We start from the raw sequence: 16,237 nt of genomic DNA on the forward strand, positions 1-16,237 counted from the left end.
CACGTATTTTGGGAATTGTCCCACAGTGATCGCGCCGTCCGGGCTTCAATGAATCCGCAGAATCGAGTAACGTGCCGGGCAATTCTAGATTAAACGATTCAGCACGCCTGTTGTCTGCTGCAATCGAGATGAAAGTGATGTCCGATACGATGCTCGGAAAGATATCACCCTCATCCCCCCTAAGCTGTCGATCACGTGATCGTCATTAAAACAAGAATCAGGTGGCGCCTTGGCGCTGCACAGGAGTCAAGGCAATGCTCGAACTCACTCTGGAGCAAATATCCATGGCCCAGTCGGCTGTGGATAAAACTGCCGCACTTAAGCTGATTGCCGACCACCTGGTCGCTGATGGTCTGGTTGCCGAGGGCTACCTCACCGGGCTGATGAACCGTGAGCAGCAAGGCTCGACCTTTCTCGGCCAGGGCATCGCCATCCCACACGGTACACCCGAAACCCGCGACCTGGTGTTCACCACCGGTGTGCGTCTGATGCAGTTCCCCGAAGGGGTGGACTGGGGCGACGGACAAATGGTTTACCTGGCGATTGGTATCGCTGCCAAATCCGACGAGCACTTGCGTTTGCTGCAACTGCTGACGCGCGCACTGGGTGAAGAGGACCTCGGCCAGGCGCTGCGCGAAGCGAAGACCCCGGAAGACCTGCTCAAGCTATTGCAGGGCGCTCCGCAGGAACTGGCACTCGACGCCCAGATGATCAGCCTCGGCGTTTCAGCCGACGATTTCGAAGAACTGGTCTGGCGCGGCGCACGCCTGTTGCGCAAGGCCGACTGCGTGAGTAACGGTTTTGCCGCTGTGCTCCAGCAAGTGGAAGCGTTGTCGCTGGGTGATGGCCTCTGGTGGCTGCACAGCGAGCAAACCGTCAAGCGTCCCGGTCTGGCGTTCGTCACCCCCGACAAACCCATGCGCTACCTGGGTCAGCCGCTGACCGGTCTGTTCTGTCTGGCCAGCCTCGGTGAGGCGCATCAGGCGCTGCTCGAGCGTCTGTGTCTGTTGCTGATCGAGGGCCGTGGCCACGAGTTGGGTCACGCCACCAACAGTCGCGCCGTGCTGGAAGCGCTCGGCGGCGAACTGCCCGCCGAGTGGCCGACCCGGCAGATTCAGCTGGCCAACGCCCATGGCCTGCACGCTCGCCCGGCGAAGATACTGGCGCAGTTGGCCAAGGAGTTTGACGGCGAGATCCGCATGCGTGTGCTGGAAACCGGCGAAGCCGCCGTGTCGGCCAAGAGCCTGAGCAAGCTGCTCAGCCTCGGTGCGCGCCGTGGTCAGACGCTGGAATTCATTGCCGAGCCGAGCATCGCCGACGACGCGTTGCCAGCCCTGATCGCTGCCGTTGAGCAAGGTCTGGGCGAGGAAGTGGAACCCTTGCCTGCTGTCTCGCAGACCGAGGCTGCGCCAGCGCCGGCCCCGGCGGCTGTCAAACCGCTCAGCGCTCCGCCAGCAGGCAGCGTGTTGCAGGCCGTTTCTGCTTCACCGGGCATTGCTATGGGGCCGGCGCATATTCAAGTGCTGCAAAGCTTCGATTATCCCCAGCGGGGTGAGTCGGTGGCTGCCGAGCGCGAGCGCTTGCACAAGGCGATTGGCGAAGTGCGCAGCGATATCGAAAATCTCATTCAGCGCAGCAAATCAAAGGCCATCCGGGAAATCTTCATCACCCACCAGGAGATGCTCGAAGACCCGGAACTGACCAACGAAGTCGAGGTGCGCCTCAATAACGACGAAAGCGCGGCGGCTGCGTGGGCCACGGTCATCGAGACCGCTGCCGTTCAGCAGGAACAGCTACAGGACGCGTTGCTGGCCGAGCGCGCCGCAGACCTGCGTGACGTCGGTCGCCGCGTACTGGCGCAGATCTGTGGCGTCGAAACCGTTGCGGCCCCGGACGAACCCTACATTCTGGTGATGGACGAAGTCGGCCCGTCCGACGTTGCCCGTCTCGACCCGGCGCAGGTCGCCGGTATTCTTACCGCACGTGGCGGTGCCACCGCGCACAGCGCCATCGTGGCGCGTGCGCTGGGCATTCCTGCACTGGTAGGGGCTGGTGATGAAGTGTTGCTGCTCAAGCCGGGCACCGTACTGCTGCTCGACAGCCAGCGTGGACGGCTAACCGTCGCGCCTGACGAGGCGACTCTGCAGCGCGCAGTTCAGGACCGTGACGCGCGTGAGCAGCGTCTCAAGGCGGCAGCCGAAGCACGCATGGAGCCCGCCGTGACGCGCGATGGTCATGCTGTCGAAGTTTTCGCCAATATCGGCGACAGCACCGGCACACCGGCCGCCGTGGAGCAGGGCGCGGAAGGCGTCGGCCTGCTGCGTACCGAACTGCTGTTCATGGCGCATTCCCAGGCGCCCGATGAAGCTACGCAGGAAGCTGAATACCGCCGCGTGCTGACCGATCTGGGCGGGCGTCCGCTGGTGGTGCGTACGCTGGACGTCGGTGGCGACAAGCCGCTGCCTTACTGGCCGATCGCCAAAGAGGAAAACCCGTTCCTCGGCGTTCGCGGTATCCGTCTTACCCTGCAGCGCCCTGACGTCATGGAAAGCCAGCTTCGCGCCCTGTTGCGTTCGGCAGACAGCGGCCCGCTGCGCATCATGTTCCCGATGATTGGCACGCTTGAAGAGTGGCGTCAGGCGCGGGACATGACCCAGCGCCTGCGCGAGGAAATTCCGGTCAGCGACCTGCAACTGGGGATCATGATCGAGGTGCCATCGGCGGCGCTGATCGCTCCGGTGCTGGCGAAGGAAGTGGACTTCTTCAGCATCGGCACCAATGACCTGACGCAATACACCATGGCCATCGACCGCGGCCACCCGACGCTGTCGGCCCAGGCTGACGGCCTGCACCCGTCGGTGCTGCAACTGATCGACATGACCGTGCGCGCTGCGCATGCCAACGGCAAATGGGTGGGCGTGTGCGGTGAGCTGGCTGCAGACCCGCTGGCCGTGCCGATTCTGGTCGGTCTGGGCGTGGATGAATTGAGTGTTTCGGCGCGCAGCATTGGCGAGGTCAAGGCCTGCGTACGTGAACTGACCCTGAGCAGCGCTCAGCAACTGGCGCAAAATGCGCTGACGGCGGGCAGCGCCGCTGAAGTCCGCGCGCTTGTGGAGGCTGTGTAATGGCGAAGATTCTTACCCTGACCATGAACCCGGCGCTGGACCTGACTGTGCAGTTGGGGCAGTTGGAGCTGGGCCAGGTCAACCGCAGCACGGCGATGCTCACTCACGCCGCGGGCAAAGGCCTGAATGTGGCGCAGGTGCTGGCTGATCTGGGCCATGACCTGACCGTTGCCGGTTTTCTCGGTGTCGATAATCAGCAAGCGTTCGAGGCGTTGTTCGAGCGCCGTCAGTTCGTCGACGAGTTTGTCCGGGTGCCGGGCGAAACGCGCAGCAACATCAAGCTGGCCGAAGGCAGTGGCCGCATCACCGACTTGAACGGCCCGGGCCCCCAGGTCAGTGAAGAGGCGCAGCAAGCGCTGTTCACTCGCGTTGAACAGATCGCTCAGGGTTTCGACGTGGTGGTCGTGGCGGGCAGTCTGCCGCGCGGTGTCACGCCGGAGTGGCTGCAAAAACTGTTGCTGATGCTCAAGGACCTCGGTCTGAAAGTGGCGCTGGACAGCAGTGGTCTGGCCTTGCGTGCCGGTCTGAAGGCCGGGCCCTGGCTGATCAAACCCAATACCGAAGAGCTGGCTGATGCGCTCGACGCTCCGATCATCTCCATCGCTGCACAAGCCGAGGCGGCTGCGCGTTTGCAGGCGCAGGGCATCGAGCATGTGGTGATCTCTCAAGGCTCCGAAGGCGTGCACTGGTTCAGCCCGAGCGTGGCACTGCATTCACTGCCGCCCAAGGTTACTGTGGCCAGTACGGTCGGTGCGGGTGACTCGCTGCTGGCAGGCATGGTGCACGGCTTGATCAGCGGTCAAGAGCCGCAGAAGACCTTGCGCACTGCCACAGCGATTGCCGCCATGGCGGTGACCCAGATCGGTTTCGGTATCACCGATGCCGCGCAACTCAAACGGCTTGAAGGCGGCGTCACTGTACGCAGCCTTTCAGAACAATAAGAGAGGATCGTCATGAAGTTAGCCATAGTTACGGCCTGCCCGAACGGCAAGGTCAGCAGCGTACTCAGCGCACGATTGCTCGAAGCGGCGGCCCTGCGCCAGGGCTGGGAAACCAGCGTCGAAATCATCGATCCCAATAAGGCCGATCAGCACTTGTCCGCTCAGGACATCGAAGCCGCCGATCTTGTCCTGGTGGTCAATACCGGTCCGGTGGACCTGAGCCGCTTTGTCGGCAAACGCCTGTTTCAGGATTCGCCTGCGCATGCGTTGCAGGATGTCGACAGTTTTCTGCAGCGCGCCGAGCGAGAAGCGCAGGTGCATGTGGCGTCCGACGCAGCGGTGCCTCAGGCAAGCGGTGATACGGGCGCGCAACCGCGCATCGTTGCGATCACGGCTTGTCCGACCGGCGTCGCGCACACGTTCATGGCGGCCGAAGCGATCCAGCAGGCTGCCAAGCGTCTGAATTACGACCTGCAAGTCGAAACCCAGGGTTCGGTCGGTGCGCGCAACCCGCTCAGCGCCAAGGCCATCGCCGATGCCGGCGTGGTGCTGCTGGCGGCGGATATCGAGGTCAATACCGACCGCTTTGCCGGCAAGAAGATCTACCGTTGCGGCACCGGGATCGCCCTCAAGCAGTCCGAGGCGACCCTGAAAAAAGCCTTGGCGGAAGGGCAGGTGGAATCCGATGAGGCCACCGCCAAGTCACCCGCCAGACAAGAAAAGACGGGCGTCTACAAGCACCTTCTGACCGGCGTGTCGTTCATGCTGCCGATGGTCGTGGCGGGCGGGCTGTTGATCGCTCTTTCCTTCGTGTTCGGTATCACCGCGTTCAAAGAGCCGGGCACGCTGGCTGCGGCACTGATGCAGATCGGTGGGGAAGCGGCGTTCAAACTGATGGTGCCGTTGCTGGCCGGTTACATCGCCTATTCGATTGCTGACCGTCCGGGGCTGGCACCCGGCATGATCGGTGGTCTGTTGGCGAGTACGCTGGGTGCCGGGTTCATTGGCGGTATCGTTGCAGGCTTTCTGGCCGGTTACAGTGCTGCCGCGATTAACCGCTACGCACGTCTGCCGGCCAGCGTCGAAGCGCTCAAGCCGATTCTGATCATCCCGCTGCTGTCGAGCCTGTTCACCGGTCTGGTGATGATCTACGTGGTCGGCAAGCCGGTTGCCGGGATGCTCGAAGCGTTGACGCACTTCCTCGACAGCATGGGCACCACCAACGCGATCCTGTTGGGCGTGGTGCTGGGCGCAATGATGTGCGTCGACCTCGGTGGGCCGATCAACAAGGCGTCCTATGCGTTCTCGGTCGGTTTGCTGGCGTCCCAGAGCTACGCGCCGATGGCCACCGCCATGGCTGCCGGTATGGTGCCGCCCATCGGTATGGGCATCGCCACGATCCTGGCTCGCCGCAAGTTCGCCCAGAGCGAGCGTGAGGCAGGCAAGGCGGCGTTCGTGCTCGGGCTGTGCTTCATCTCGGAAGGTGCCATCCCCTTCGCTGCCAAGGACCCGTTGCGGGTGATTCCGGCCAGTGTCGTGGGTGGCGCGCTGACTGGTGCGTTGTCGATGTACTTCGGCTGCAAGCTGATGGCACCGCATGGCGGCCTGTTCGTGATGCTGATCCCCAACGCGATCAACCATGCGCTGCTTTATCTGCTGGCGATCATCGCTGGCAGCGTGCTGACCGGTGTGATCTACGCGCTGATCAAGCGTCCGGAGCCCGCTGACATGGAAGTGGCGCCCGCAGCCGCCTGATAACGCAAGGCGCGGGCTGTCCCGCGCCTTCTTCCTGCTCTAGCGTTCGAGCGCCAGAGCAACCCCCTGACCACCACCGATACACAGCGTGGCCAGACCCTTCTTCACATCGCGCCTGATCATTTCGTGCAGCAGTGTCACCAGCACGCGGCAGCCCGACGCGCCAATCGGGTGGCCAAGGGCGATAGCGCCACCATTCACGTTGAGCTTTTGCGGATCCAGCCCCAGCTCCTTGCCGACCGACAGGGACTGTGCGGCAAAGGCTTCGTTGGCTTCGATCAGGTCCAGATCGGCCAGCGACCAGCCAGCCTTGTCCAGGCAGCGACGCGTGGCACTGACCGGGCCGATGCCCATGATGGCCGGGTCGACACCGGCGTTGGCATAGGCGGTGATGCGCGCCAGCACCGGCAAGCCCAGTTGCTCGGCTCTGGCAGCACTCATCAGCATCACGGCGGCAGCTCCATCGTTCAGCGATGAAGCATTGCCGGCAGTGACCGTGCCGTCCTTTTTGAAGGCAGGCTTGAGCTTGGCCAGGGTCTCGGCGGTGGTGCCGGCGCGGGGCTGCTCGTCTGTTGCAAAGGACAGCGGATCACCCTTGCGCTGCGGGATCAGGATCGGGGTGATCTCATCGACGAAGCGTCCGGCTTCAATCGCAGCCAGCGCTTTCTGCTGAGACAAGGCGGCGAACTCATCCTGGGCTTCACGGCTGATGTCGTACTGCTGCGCGAGGTTCTCGGCAGTGATGCCCATGTGGTAATCATTGAATGCATCCCACAGGCCGTCAGTGATCATCGTATCGACCATGCTGGCGTGGCCCATGCGCAGTCCGGTGCGTGCGCCCGGCAGCACGTAGTTGGACAGGCTCATGTTTTCCTGACCGCCGGCGATGATGATCTCGGCGTCGCCGCAACGAATCGCCTGGGTCGCCAGGTGCAGGGCCTTGAGGCCAGAGCCGCAGACCTTGTTCAGGGTCATGGCTGGTACCGAGAAGGGCAGGCCGGCCTTGATGGCTGCCTGCCGCGCGGGGTTCTGACCAGCGCCCGCGGTCAGCACCTGACCCATGATGACTTCATCGACCTGCGCGCCGTCCACGCCGGTGCGGGCAAGCAATTGACGAATGACCGCTGCGCCGAGATCGACTGCGGCGACAGAGGCCAGTGAGCCCTGAAAACTGCCCACGGCGGTACGGGTGGCGGCGACGATAACGACGTCGTGCATGGTGCTGATCCTCATTGTTATTGAGCGCTCATGGTGGCACAGATAGGCAGACAGGTTCCAACCGTGAACCGCCCGGTCACGGTTTGCCGAAAACCGTCATGCCTCGTTCAAACGTCCATGCGGCGTCTGGCACGTTGCGCCGATCCGTCGCGCACGGCCCAGCGCAGAATGGGCGCAGTACTGTTGACGCCCAGGCGGATCATTCGGCGTTTGAAGGGGCTTTGCGTGACGTCGAGCATGTCGCTGGCCCAGTCCGGCAGCAGCTCGATACCGGCGCGCATCATCAACACGCCAAACGGCTTGGCCAGCCAGTTTGGTGCAGGCGCATCGAGCAGCAGGCGCAGTACTTCGCGGCTGCGCGCGTCACACACCAGTTTGCCGCGAATGTCGGTCAGGTAGTCAGCAATGGCCTGACGCGAGCGCGGAACGTTACGCGCGCCGAGTCGCTCGGCCACCAGCGCTGTTTCAGCGTAGTACGCGTCCTGAGCGGCGAGCGGCATGTCCGGGCTCAGATAGCGCACATGCGCTGCGAGGAAGCTGCTGACTTCGGCCACATGCACCCAGGTCAGCAAATCCGGATCGCTGGCGGCATACGGCCGGCCATCGGGCGCGGTGCCGACGATGTTGAGGTGAATGTTGCGGACCTTGTCGATCAGCCAGTTGGCATCTCGCGTTGAGCCGTAGGTGGTGCCGGAAAGAAACTGCCCGGTACGCCGCAGGCGGCCAAGCATGTCCTGACGAAAGTTGGAGTGGTCCCAGATGCCCGCCAGTGCCAGCGGGTGCAGAGTCTGCAGCATCAATGCGCTGATGCCGCCGACCAGCATGCTGGTGAAATCGCCATGCACTTCCCAGCACACCGCCTGAGGGCCAAACAGACCCGGGTCGCCCTTGGGGCTTTCCAGATCCAGTTGACCCAGGGCAAGGCCGGTGAGGCTGATGACCTGGTTTTCGATGCGGGTGCGGATGAATTCCATGTCGTGCTCGGGCATCGGGGAGGGAAGTACGGCAAAGAGACTTTTGTGGTAACGGACCGTGCGACCCTTCGCTTGCTTGCGAAAGGGCCGGTACATCCGTTAAAGATGTATCACTCGAAATAAAGCTTTCGCGAACAAGTTCGCTCCTACAAGGAGAGCGTACATCCGCTGATGATGTACAGGGCTTCTGCCCGCAGGGCGTGGGAGCGAACTTGTTCGCGAAAGGGCCCTGTGCAGCCGCAGAAGTTTCTGCGTCTGACATAACGCCTTCGCGAACAAGGCAGATCGCCGCCCCGGTCGCTCCTACAAAAGCCCCGTTTCCCCTACTCATCAAGACTTCTGCGTAACGCTGAGCGCAGAGCGCGGGAACGAGAGGGAAACAATCAGCCGCGGTGACGGCCGCGGAAGTAGTTGATCAGGCCTTGGGTCGATGCATCGTCAGCCGGCTCTTCGGTGCCGCCGGTCAGGCGCTGGTACACCGCTTTGCCCATTTCCTTGCCCAGCTCCACACCCCATTGGTCGAAGGCGTTGGTGCCCCAGATCACGCTCTGCACGAACACCTTGTGTTCATACATGGCCACCAGCGCGCCAAGACGACGCGGGCTGATGCGCTCGACCACCAGCGTGTTGCTCGGACGGTTGCCAGGGATGACCTTGTGCGGTGCCAGCTTCTGCACCTCTTGTTCGTCCATACCCTTCTCGCGCAGTTCTGCTTCGGCTTCTGCGCGGGTCTTGCCCATCATCAGTGCCTGGCTCTGCGACAGACAGTTGGCGTACAGCCACTGGTGGTGGTCGGCAACCGGGTTGAAGCTGACGATCGGCACAATGAAATCGGCCGGAATCATCTGCGTGCCCTGGTGCAGCAACTGGTGGTAAGCGTGCTGACCATTGGCACCCACGCCGCCCCAGATCACCGGTCCGGTGTCGGTCGACGTCGGCGTACCGTCCTGACGGACGCTCTTGCCGTTGGATTCCATGTCCAGTTGTTGCAGGTGCTTGGTGATGTTACGCAGGTAGTGATCGTACGGCAGGATCGCGTGGCTTTGTGCGCCCCAGAAATTGCCGTACCAGACGCCCAGCAAGCCCAGCAATACCGGCATGTTCTGCTCGAACGGCGCGCTCTGGAAATGCTGGTCCATGGTGTAGGCACCGGACAGCAGTTCCTTGAAGTTGGACATGCCGATGGCCAGCGCGATAGGCAGACCGATGGCCGACCACAGCGAATAGCGACCGCCGACCCAGTCCCACATCGGGAAGATGTTTTCTTCACGGATGCCGAAGGCCACGGCCGCAGCGTTGTTGCTGGACACCGCGATGAAGTGGCGATGCAGTTCGACTTCCGAGCCGCCTTGCGCCAAGTACCAGGCACGTGCCGCCTGTGCGTTTTTGAGGGTTTCCAGCGTGTTGAAGGATTTCGACGAGACGATGAACAGCGTGGTCTCGGCACGAATCTTCATCGACAGCTCATGGAATTCGCTGCCGTCGATGTTTGCCAGGTAATGGCAGCGGACACCTTTGTGCGCGTAGGCCACCAGCGCTTCGGAGACCAGCTCCGGGCCGAGGAACGAGCCGCCGATGCCGATGTTCACCACGTCGGTGATCGGTTTTTCGGTGTAACCGCGCCACAGGCCGTCATGGATGCGGCCGACCAGTTCGGTCATCTGATTGAGTACGCGGTGTACGTCCGGCATCACATCGACGCCGTTGACTTTCAACTTGTCGCCGACCGGGCGGCGCAGAGCGGTGTGCAGGGCAGGGCGGCCTTCGGATGAGTTGACCAGCTCGCCATCATACTGAGCCTTGATCGCATCCTTGAGGCCCACTTCGCCCGCCAGGCTGACCAACAGGTCGCGGGTCTCGGTGGTGATCAGGTTTTTGGAGTAATCGAGAAACAGGCCAGCGCTGCTGAGGGTGAATTGGCTGAAGCGCTGCGGGTCGGTGTTGAACGCTTCGCGCATGCTGAAGTTCTGCATGGTCTGGCGGTGTTTGTTCAACGCTTGCCAGGCGGGCAGAGCGGTCACATCGGAAGGAGTGCGGTAGTACGCCATCGCTGCGGGTTTCCTTTAACTGGTTCTGTCTTTGGATATTCTTGGAGCGAGGTCGCAAGCTTTCTCACGGGCTACACATCGCAGACTACCCTTCGCGTACCTGTTTGTCTGCGCCTCGCCTGACATGACCCCGGTACTTTTTCGCACACAGGCAACCGGGGTTTGGTCTCGAATACTGTCGGTTGTGGTTCAGGCAACCTGTACCGGTATGGCATTACCGGTGTGTCTTAGTTCATTGCCAGCGCACATCCTGTCAGCTTCTGGTCAGGTGCAGGTTGTCTATCAAGCGGGTTTTGCCCATGAACGCCGCTGCGAGGATGACCAGGTCGTGATTGTCGGCAGTCGTCGCCCGCAGGCTGGTGGCATCGCGTATCTCCAGGTAGTCGATACGAAAACCGGCAGCCTCCAGTTGCTGCTTCTTGCTTGCCAGCAGCGCGTCGAAATCCTGCTCGCCGGCCTTGATCGCGTCGGCGATCTGGCGGATCGCCTGATACAGCGCGGGTGCAGCGGCGCGCTGATCGTCGCTCAGATAACCGTTGCGCGAGGACAGCGCCAGGCCGTCGTCGGCGCGCACCGTCGGTTCGCCGATAATCTGGATCGGCATGTTCAGATCACGGACCATGGCCCGAATCACGGCCAGTTGCTGGAAGTCTTTTTCACCAAAGATCGCCAGGTCAGGCTGCACCATGTTGAACAGCTTGCTGACCACGGTCGCGACACCTTCGAAATGGCCGGGACGGCTGGCGCCACACAGGCCTTGCGACAGGTGCGGCACGCTGACCAGTGTCTGGTCGGCCATGCCGTGCGGATAGATTTCTTCGACGCTTGGGGTGAACAGCAGGTTGCAACCGGCCTGCAGGAGTTTTTCCTGATCGGCAGCCAGCGTGCGAGGGTAGGTGGCCAGGTCTTCGTTGGGGCCGAACTGCAGCGGATTGACGAAAATAGTGGCGACCACGAAATCGGCACGCTGCGCGGCCTTGGTGACCAGCGCGGCGTGGCCGCTGTGCAGGTTGCCCATCGTCGGGGTCAGCGCGATCCGCTTGCCTTCGCTGCGTGCCCGCGCGACAGCGGCGCGCAGGTCCTGTACGGTTTTTACTGTGTTCATGCCGAGAATCCGTGTTCAGTGGCCGGAAAGCTGACGTCTTTGACCGCGGCCACGTAGGCCCGTATAGCCGACTGGATATCGGGCTGACCGGTCATGAAATTTTTCACGAACTTGGGCACGCGTCCGGTGATGGATAGGCCGAGCATGTCGTGCAGCACCAGGACCTGCCCGTCGGTGGCGCTGCCCGCGCCAATACCGATGACCGGGACCTTCACCGCCTGGGTGATTTCCTCGGCCAGTTCGCTGGGCACGCACTCCAGCAGAATCATCGCTGCGCCCGCCTGTTCCAGTGCGATTGCATCGGCACGCATCTGCCGCGCCTGCGCCTCCAGCCGGCCCTGCACCTTGTAGCCACCCAACACGTTGACTGCCTGTGGGGTCAGACCCATGTGCGCGCACACCGGAATGCCGCGCTCGGCAAGCAAACGGATCGACTCGGCCAGCCAGGCAGCGCCTTCGACCTTGATCATGTGTGCGCCTGCCTGCATCAGCGTCGCGCTGTTGATCAGGGTCTGCTCCAGCGTCGCGTTGGCCATGAACGGCAGGTCGGCGAGGATCATCGCGCCCTGGTTGCCGCGTTTCACACACGCAACGTGGTACGCCGTTTCAGCCGTGGTAACAGGCAGGGTGCTGTCGTGACCCTGCAGGACCATGCCCAGCGAGTCGCCTATCAGCAGCACTTCTACACCCGCTTGAGAGGCCGTGTGGGCGAAGGTTGCGTCGTAGCAGGTCAGCATGGTGATTTTTTCACCTTTCTGCTTCATGGCCAGCAGCGACGTAACGGTTATGTTCGGCATGTAAAGTCCTCCATCAGGCGCTGTGAAGACGGGTGCTCAGCGCGTGAGAGTCATCCTGGAAAAGCAGGCACACCGTCGTGTCGCGGTGTTTTGCAAAGGCCTGTTTCGCGTCCGTTCGCCTGTGGTGTGGCGGCGGGAGGCCTATCTTCGTGAGGAGGGGGCGTGAAGTCAATTGAAGGTGTTACCTGTGCGTCCTACCGGTTACACCGGCGCGGTAACAGACAGGCTTCATGCCTCGGCGGGCAGACGTTCAAGGCCTGTGAACGGGCAATCATCGAGCAGACGATTCAGTAGGCGGCCGTCGGCCAGTGTCAGCCCCGGAGCCAGCTCTGCCAGCGGGTACAGCACGAAGGCCCTGGCCTGCATGTGGTAATGCGGCACTTTGAGGCGTGGCTCGTCGATCAGGCGGTCGCCGAACAGCAGGATATCGAGGTCCAGCGTGCGCGGCCCCCAGCGTTCGTGGCGTTCGCGGCCTTGATCCAGCTCGATGGCCTGTAGCGCATCAAGCAGTGTCAGCGGCGCCATGCAGGTGTCGACTGCCGCGACGGCATTGGTGAAGCGCGGTTGACCGGGCAGTAGCGAGTCGCTGATATAGAACGACGATACGCCGCTCAACTGACAATCGGGCAATTGCGCAATGGCCTTGAGGGCGCTGCGCAATTGCTCGGCCGGGTCAGCCAGGTTGCTGCCCAGACCGATGTACACGCGTTCAGTGGCCAACAGCGGTTCATTCACCGCTTTGCGCCTCGCCCGTGGTGCGCTTGCGTTTGGCACCGCTGTTACGACGACGCTTGCGCGGGGCTGTGCCCGCCGCTTCAGGCTTGTTGCTCAGGTCGCGAATCATGTCGCGGCGTTCGCTGTCGTTGCAGTCCTGATAATCGGTCCACCACTGGCCCAGACCATCGGTCTGCTCGCCCGCAGTTTCACGCAACAGCAGGAAGTCGTAGCCGGCGCGGAACCGCGAGTTGTCGAGCAGCAGGTCGGCGCGCTTGCCCGAACGGCGCGGCAGGCGCTCCTGCATGTCCCAGATCTCGCGGATCGGCAGCGTGAAGCGCTTGGGAATAGCGATGCGCTGGCACTGCTCGATGATCAGTTCGTGAGCGGCTTCCTGCATGGCTGCGATCGGCGGCATGCCGCGTTCCTGAGCACGCAGCACCTTGGCCGGCAGCGCAGGCCAGAGCAGGGCAGCGAACAGGAACGCCGGTGTGACCGGTTTGTTCTGCTTGATGCGCAGGTCGGTATTGATCAACGCATTGCTGATCAGCGTATGGGTGTAGGTCGGGTTGTATTCCAGGGCCTTGGAGCTGGCTGGGAACAACGGTTCGAACAGTTCCAGGTCCACCAGCATTTCAAAGGTGGGGGCGGCGTGCCCGGAGAGGAACAGTTTGAGCACTTCCTCGAACAGGCGTGCCGATGGAATGTCACGCAGCATCGGCGCCAGTGCGCGGATCGGTTGAGCGCTGTGCTTCTCGATGCCGAAGTCCAGCTTGGCCGCGAACCGCACGGCACGCAGCATGCGCACCGGGTCTTCTTTATAACGCTGTTCCGGATCGCCGATCAGGCGGATCAGGCGGTTACGGATGTCGTGCACGCCGTTGGCGTAATCCAGAACGCGCTCGCTAACCGGGTCGTAGTAAAGCGCGTTGATCGTGAAGTCGCGACGCTGGGCGTCTTCTTCAAGCGTGCCGTATACGTTGTCACGCAGGATGCGTCCGCTTTCATTGCGCGAGGACTGGTTGCTGTCCTCTTCTTCATCATCCTGGGGATGATTGGCGCGGAACGTCGCCACTTCGATGATTTCGCGACCGAAATGGATGTGCACCAGCTTGAACCGGCGGCCGATGATCCGCGCGTTGCGGAATTCGGCACGCACCTGTTCGGGCGTGGCGCTGGTGGCGACGTCGAAATCCTTGGGCGTTATGTTGAGCATCATGTCGCGTACGCAACCACCGACCAGATAGGCCTGGTAGCCGGCATTCTGCAGGCGCTCGACGATATTCACGGCATAGCGGCTGAATTGACTGCGTTGCAGCGAATGTTGGCTGCTGTTGAGCACTTCAGGCGTGGTGCGCGTATGTTGCTGCGGTTTGCGCAGTGGGGAACGAAATGACTGGAACAACTTCTTCAGCATGGGATGCACTGTTTGAAGGAATATTCGGCCAAAAACGTGGAATGACCGCATGATGGGCGGGGATTCTAGCATTTAGTCGAGTGATGGTGTAGGAAGCTGTCGCGCAAGGGTAAACGATGGCGCGGATCAAGGCGGGGAAGCTACTGGGGGAGCCGAAGCTCCCCCAAAGTGTGTGCTCTTTATTATTGTTTTCTGCCTGGGCTTCTTGTTTTTGTTGAGTGCCCATTCACGAGACTTTCGTCTGTGAAACCTCCCAGTCGGGAGTCAAGAGCAAACGGATTGCTTTGGTCGCTGCATTGCAATGATCATTCGATCCAACCAGTTCAGGCGCTACCTAAGGGTAGTTTTTGTTGTTCTCGGCCTGGTTGTGGGGCAAGCCCCAAATACAACTCCTCTCCAAAAGAATCAGTTAGCTGCGCCTCCGCCGTGTTGTTCTTGTTATGCGTGAGTCGATTCGTATTGTTTTTATTGTGGGTGTCGTACTGCTTGTTGTTCTTCTTGTACTAAGCATATAGCAGAAGCTGTGCCAACTTTTGCCAAGCCCCGTAAACCGGGGCTTTTCGGGCAACAGGCCGGTTTTGCGCACACAAAAAAGCCGGGCCTGCGTTACCGTAAGACCCGGCTTTTGTTACGTGAAACGCTTGAGGTAACAGTTTGTACCCGCCCTGCGCACCGCGTGCCAGAGCCTTGGGCTGGTTTTATGTCTCGCTGGCCACGCCCTTGCGCCGCGGGATACCCAGACGTTGACGGCGTTCCCACAGACATTTGCGACTGACGCCCAGTTTGCGTGCCAGCTCGGTTTCAGTCATGTGGTCCTGATGCTCCAGAACGAAGTGCTGAAAATAGTCTTCAAGCGACAGGTCTTCTGCGGGCTCGTTGCCCGACGAACCGGAAGAGCCCGGTAACGGTGCCATGCCCATGTACTCGTCGTCATCCAGCCCGTCGAGCTCAATGTCGATGCCCAGCAGGTCAGCGGTGATTTCCGGGTTCTCGCAGAGAATCACCGCGCGCTCCACCGCGTTTTCCAGCTCGCGCACGTTACCCGGCCAGCTGTAATGGCGGATCGCCTGTTCGGCGTCGTGTGCAAATTTGAGGTCGTCGCGTCCGACCTTGCTGCTCTGGCGGACCAAGAACGCACGAGCGATTTCCAGGATGTCGTTGCCACGTTCGCGCAGCGCCGGGAGTTTCAGGGCGATAACGTGCAGGCGATAGAACAGGTCTTCACGAAACTCGCCATTTTTGGCCAGTGTTTTCAGGTCCCGGTGGGTCGCGGCAATCAGGCGTACGTCGACCTTTTGTGATTGCACCGAACCGACGCGACGAATCTCGCCTTCCTGCAATACGCGCAGCAGGCGAGCCTGGGCTTCCAGGGGCAGTTCGCCGATTTCATCGAGAAACAGCGTGCCACCGTCAGCGGCCTCGACCAGACCTGCGCGGCCTGCGCTGGCCCCGGTAAACGCGCCTTTCTCGTGACCGAACAGTTCGGACTCGATCAGCGATTCGGGAATGGCCGCACAGTTGACGGAAATCATCGGTGCCTTGGCGCGGCGTGAGAGGTTATGCAGAGCGCGGGCGACCAGTTCCTTACCGGTGCCTGACTCACCTTGAATCAGGACGTTGGAATCAGTCGGGGCGACTTTGCGGATCTTGCTGTAGAGATCCAGCATGGGCGGGCATGAGCCGATGATGCCGATCTCGCCGTTATGGTTCTGAGCCGGGCCTTTTTCAGCATTGCTGGTCCTGGCGGTGGCGCTGCGTTCGTCCTGAAGGTGCTTGACCGTCTGCCGGTCACGCAGGATCCGCGAGACCGCCTGCAGCATTTCATCGTGATCGAAGGGTTTGGCGATGTAGTCCACCGCGCCCATCTTCATCGAATCGACTGCCGAGCGCAGGCTCGCGTAGCTGGTCATGATCAGCACCGGTTTGCCTTCGCCGAGCTTGATCAGTTCGGTGCCGGGCGCGCCGGGCAGGCGCAGGTCGCTGACGATCAGATCGAACGACGGGATGCTGAAGCGTTCCTGAGCCTCTTGAACGGAGCCGGCTTCACTGACTTCATACTGGTTGCGTTCAAGCAGGCGACGCAGGGCTGAGCGGATAATCGTTTCGTCTTCGACGATCAAAATATGCGGCATTGATTCAGTTC

The 16,237-nt window shown here is 61.6% G+C and carries 11 protein-coding genes; 3 read left to right on the plus strand and 8 right to left on the minus strand.

Features of this window, described 5'->3' with window-relative positions; translation table 11 throughout:
* The first annotated feature begins 254 nt into the window (after positions 1-254).
* From ptsP to PCPL58_RS06235, 3 genes are read left to right on the plus strand one after another with little or no spacing between them, the layout of a single operon-like run.
* Complete coding sequence (gene ptsP, locus PCPL58_RS06225; RefSeq protein WP_065349049.1) at positions 255-3,125, plus strand: phosphoenolpyruvate--protein phosphotransferase; 2,871 nt, start codon at positions 255-257, stop codon at positions 3,123-3,125.
* A complete protein-coding gene (pfkB, locus tag PCPL58_RS06230; RefSeq protein ID WP_003430696.1) occupies positions 3,125-4,066 on the plus strand; it encodes a 1-phosphofructokinase in 942 nt (313 codons plus the stop codon). Before ptsP ends, pfkB begins: the two co-directional genes overlap by 1 nt.
* A gap of 12 nt (positions 4,067-4,078) precedes the next feature.
* On the plus strand, positions 4,079-5,821 hold the full coding sequence (locus PCPL58_RS06235; protein WP_065349050.1) for a PTS fructose-like transporter subunit IIB: 1,743 nt from the start codon (positions 4,079-4,081) through the stop codon (positions 5,819-5,821).
* A gap of 39 nt (positions 5,822-5,860) precedes the next feature.
* Here the strand turns inward: PCPL58_RS06235 and PCPL58_RS06240 are convergent, their stop codons facing one another.
* The 8 genes from PCPL58_RS06240 to PCPL58_RS06275 form a co-directional block, all read right to left on the minus strand.
* The gene (locus tag PCPL58_RS06240; protein WP_065351008.1) at positions 5,861-7,039 is read right to left on the minus strand and encodes an acetyl-CoA C-acetyltransferase; all 1,179 of its coding nucleotides are present in this window, start codon (positions 7,037-7,039) and stop codon (positions 5,861-5,863) included.
* 107 nt (positions 7,040-7,146) lie between these two features.
* Positions 7,147-8,013 carry an oxygenase MpaB family protein gene (locus PCPL58_RS06245; protein WP_065349051.1) on the minus strand — a complete coding sequence of 289 codons (867 nt, stop codon included), beginning with the start codon at positions 8,011-8,013 and terminating at the stop codon, positions 7,147-7,149.
* Between the two features lie 383 nt (positions 8,014-8,396).
* The gene (gene pgi, locus PCPL58_RS06250) at positions 8,397-10,061 is read right to left on the minus strand and encodes a glucose-6-phosphate isomerase (protein WP_017278627.1); all 1,665 of its coding nucleotides are present in this window, start codon (positions 10,059-10,061) and stop codon (positions 8,397-8,399) included.
* A 253-nt stretch (positions 10,062-10,314) separates the two neighbouring features.
* A complete protein-coding gene (panC, locus tag PCPL58_RS06255) occupies positions 10,315-11,166 on the minus strand; it encodes a pantoate--beta-alanine ligase (protein ID WP_004415157.1) in 852 nt (283 codons plus the stop codon).
* Positions 11,163-11,963, minus strand: a complete 801-nt coding sequence (panB, locus tag PCPL58_RS06260; RefSeq protein WP_003423024.1) for a 3-methyl-2-oxobutanoate hydroxymethyltransferase — start codon at positions 11,961-11,963, stop codon at positions 11,163-11,165. The genes panC and panB overlap by 4 nt, the downstream gene beginning before the upstream one ends.
* A 228-nt stretch (positions 11,964-12,191) precedes the next feature.
* Positions 12,192-12,698 carry a 2-amino-4-hydroxy-6-hydroxymethyldihydropteridine diphosphokinase gene (gene folK, locus PCPL58_RS06265; RefSeq protein WP_003317735.1) on the minus strand — a complete coding sequence of 169 codons (507 nt, stop codon included), beginning with the start codon at positions 12,696-12,698 and terminating at the stop codon, positions 12,192-12,194.
* Positions 12,691-14,094 (minus strand): polynucleotide adenylyltransferase PcnB, encoded by a 1,404-nt coding sequence (locus PCPL58_RS06270; protein WP_003345072.1) that lies wholly within the window; start codon positions 14,092-14,094, stop codon positions 12,691-12,693. Before PCPL58_RS06270 ends, folK begins: the two co-directional genes overlap by 8 nt.
* Positions 14,095-14,792: 698 nt before the next feature.
* On the minus strand, positions 14,793-16,226 hold the full coding sequence (locus PCPL58_RS06275; RefSeq protein WP_004415163.1) for a sigma-54-dependent transcriptional regulator: 1,434 nt from the start codon (positions 16,224-16,226) through the stop codon (positions 14,793-14,795).
* Positions 16,227-16,237: the final 11 nt, after the last annotated feature.

It is taken from the genome of Pseudomonas cerasi (assembly GCF_900074915.1).
In the GTDB taxonomy this organism is placed as follows: Bacteria; Pseudomonadota; Gammaproteobacteria; order Pseudomonadales; family Pseudomonadaceae; genus Aquipseudomonas; species Aquipseudomonas cerasi.

Excerpts from the sequence above, each read along its gene's own strand:
- ptsP (WP_065349049.1), top strand. The coding sequence starts at position 255 with ATGCTCGAACTCACTCTGGAGCAAATATCCATGGCCCAGTCGGCTGTG.
- pfkB (WP_003430696.1), top strand. The coding sequence starts at position 3,125 with ATGGCGAAGATTCTTACCCTGACCATGAACCCGGCGCTGGACCTGACT.
- PCPL58_RS06235 (WP_065349050.1), top strand. The coding sequence starts at position 4,079 with ATGAAGTTAGCCATAGTTACGGCCTGCCCGAACGGCAAGGTCAGCAGC.
- PCPL58_RS06240 (WP_065351008.1), bottom strand. The coding sequence starts at position 7,039 with ATGCACGACGTCGTTATCGTCGCCGCCACCCGTACCGCCGTGGGCAGT.
- PCPL58_RS06245 (WP_065349051.1), bottom strand. The coding sequence starts at position 8,013 with ATGGAATTCATCCGCACCCGCATCGAAAACCAGGTCATCAGCCTCACC.
- pgi (WP_017278627.1), bottom strand. The coding sequence starts at position 10,061 with ATGGCGTACTACCGCACTCCTTCCGATGTGACCGCTCTGCCCGCCTGG.
- panC (WP_004415157.1), bottom strand. The coding sequence starts at position 11,166 with ATGAACACAGTAAAAACCGTACAGGACCTGCGCGCCGCTGTCGCGCGG.
- panB (WP_003423024.1), bottom strand. The coding sequence starts at position 11,963 with ATGCCGAACATAACCGTTACGTCGCTGCTGGCCATGAAGCAGAAAGGT.
- PCPL58_RS06270 (WP_003345072.1), bottom strand. The coding sequence starts at position 14,094 with ATGCTGAAGAAGTTGTTCCAGTCATTTCGTTCCCCACTGCGCAAACCG.
- PCPL58_RS06275 (WP_004415163.1), bottom strand. The coding sequence starts at position 16,226 with ATGCCGCATATTTTGATCGTCGAAGACGAAACGATTATCCGCTCAGCC.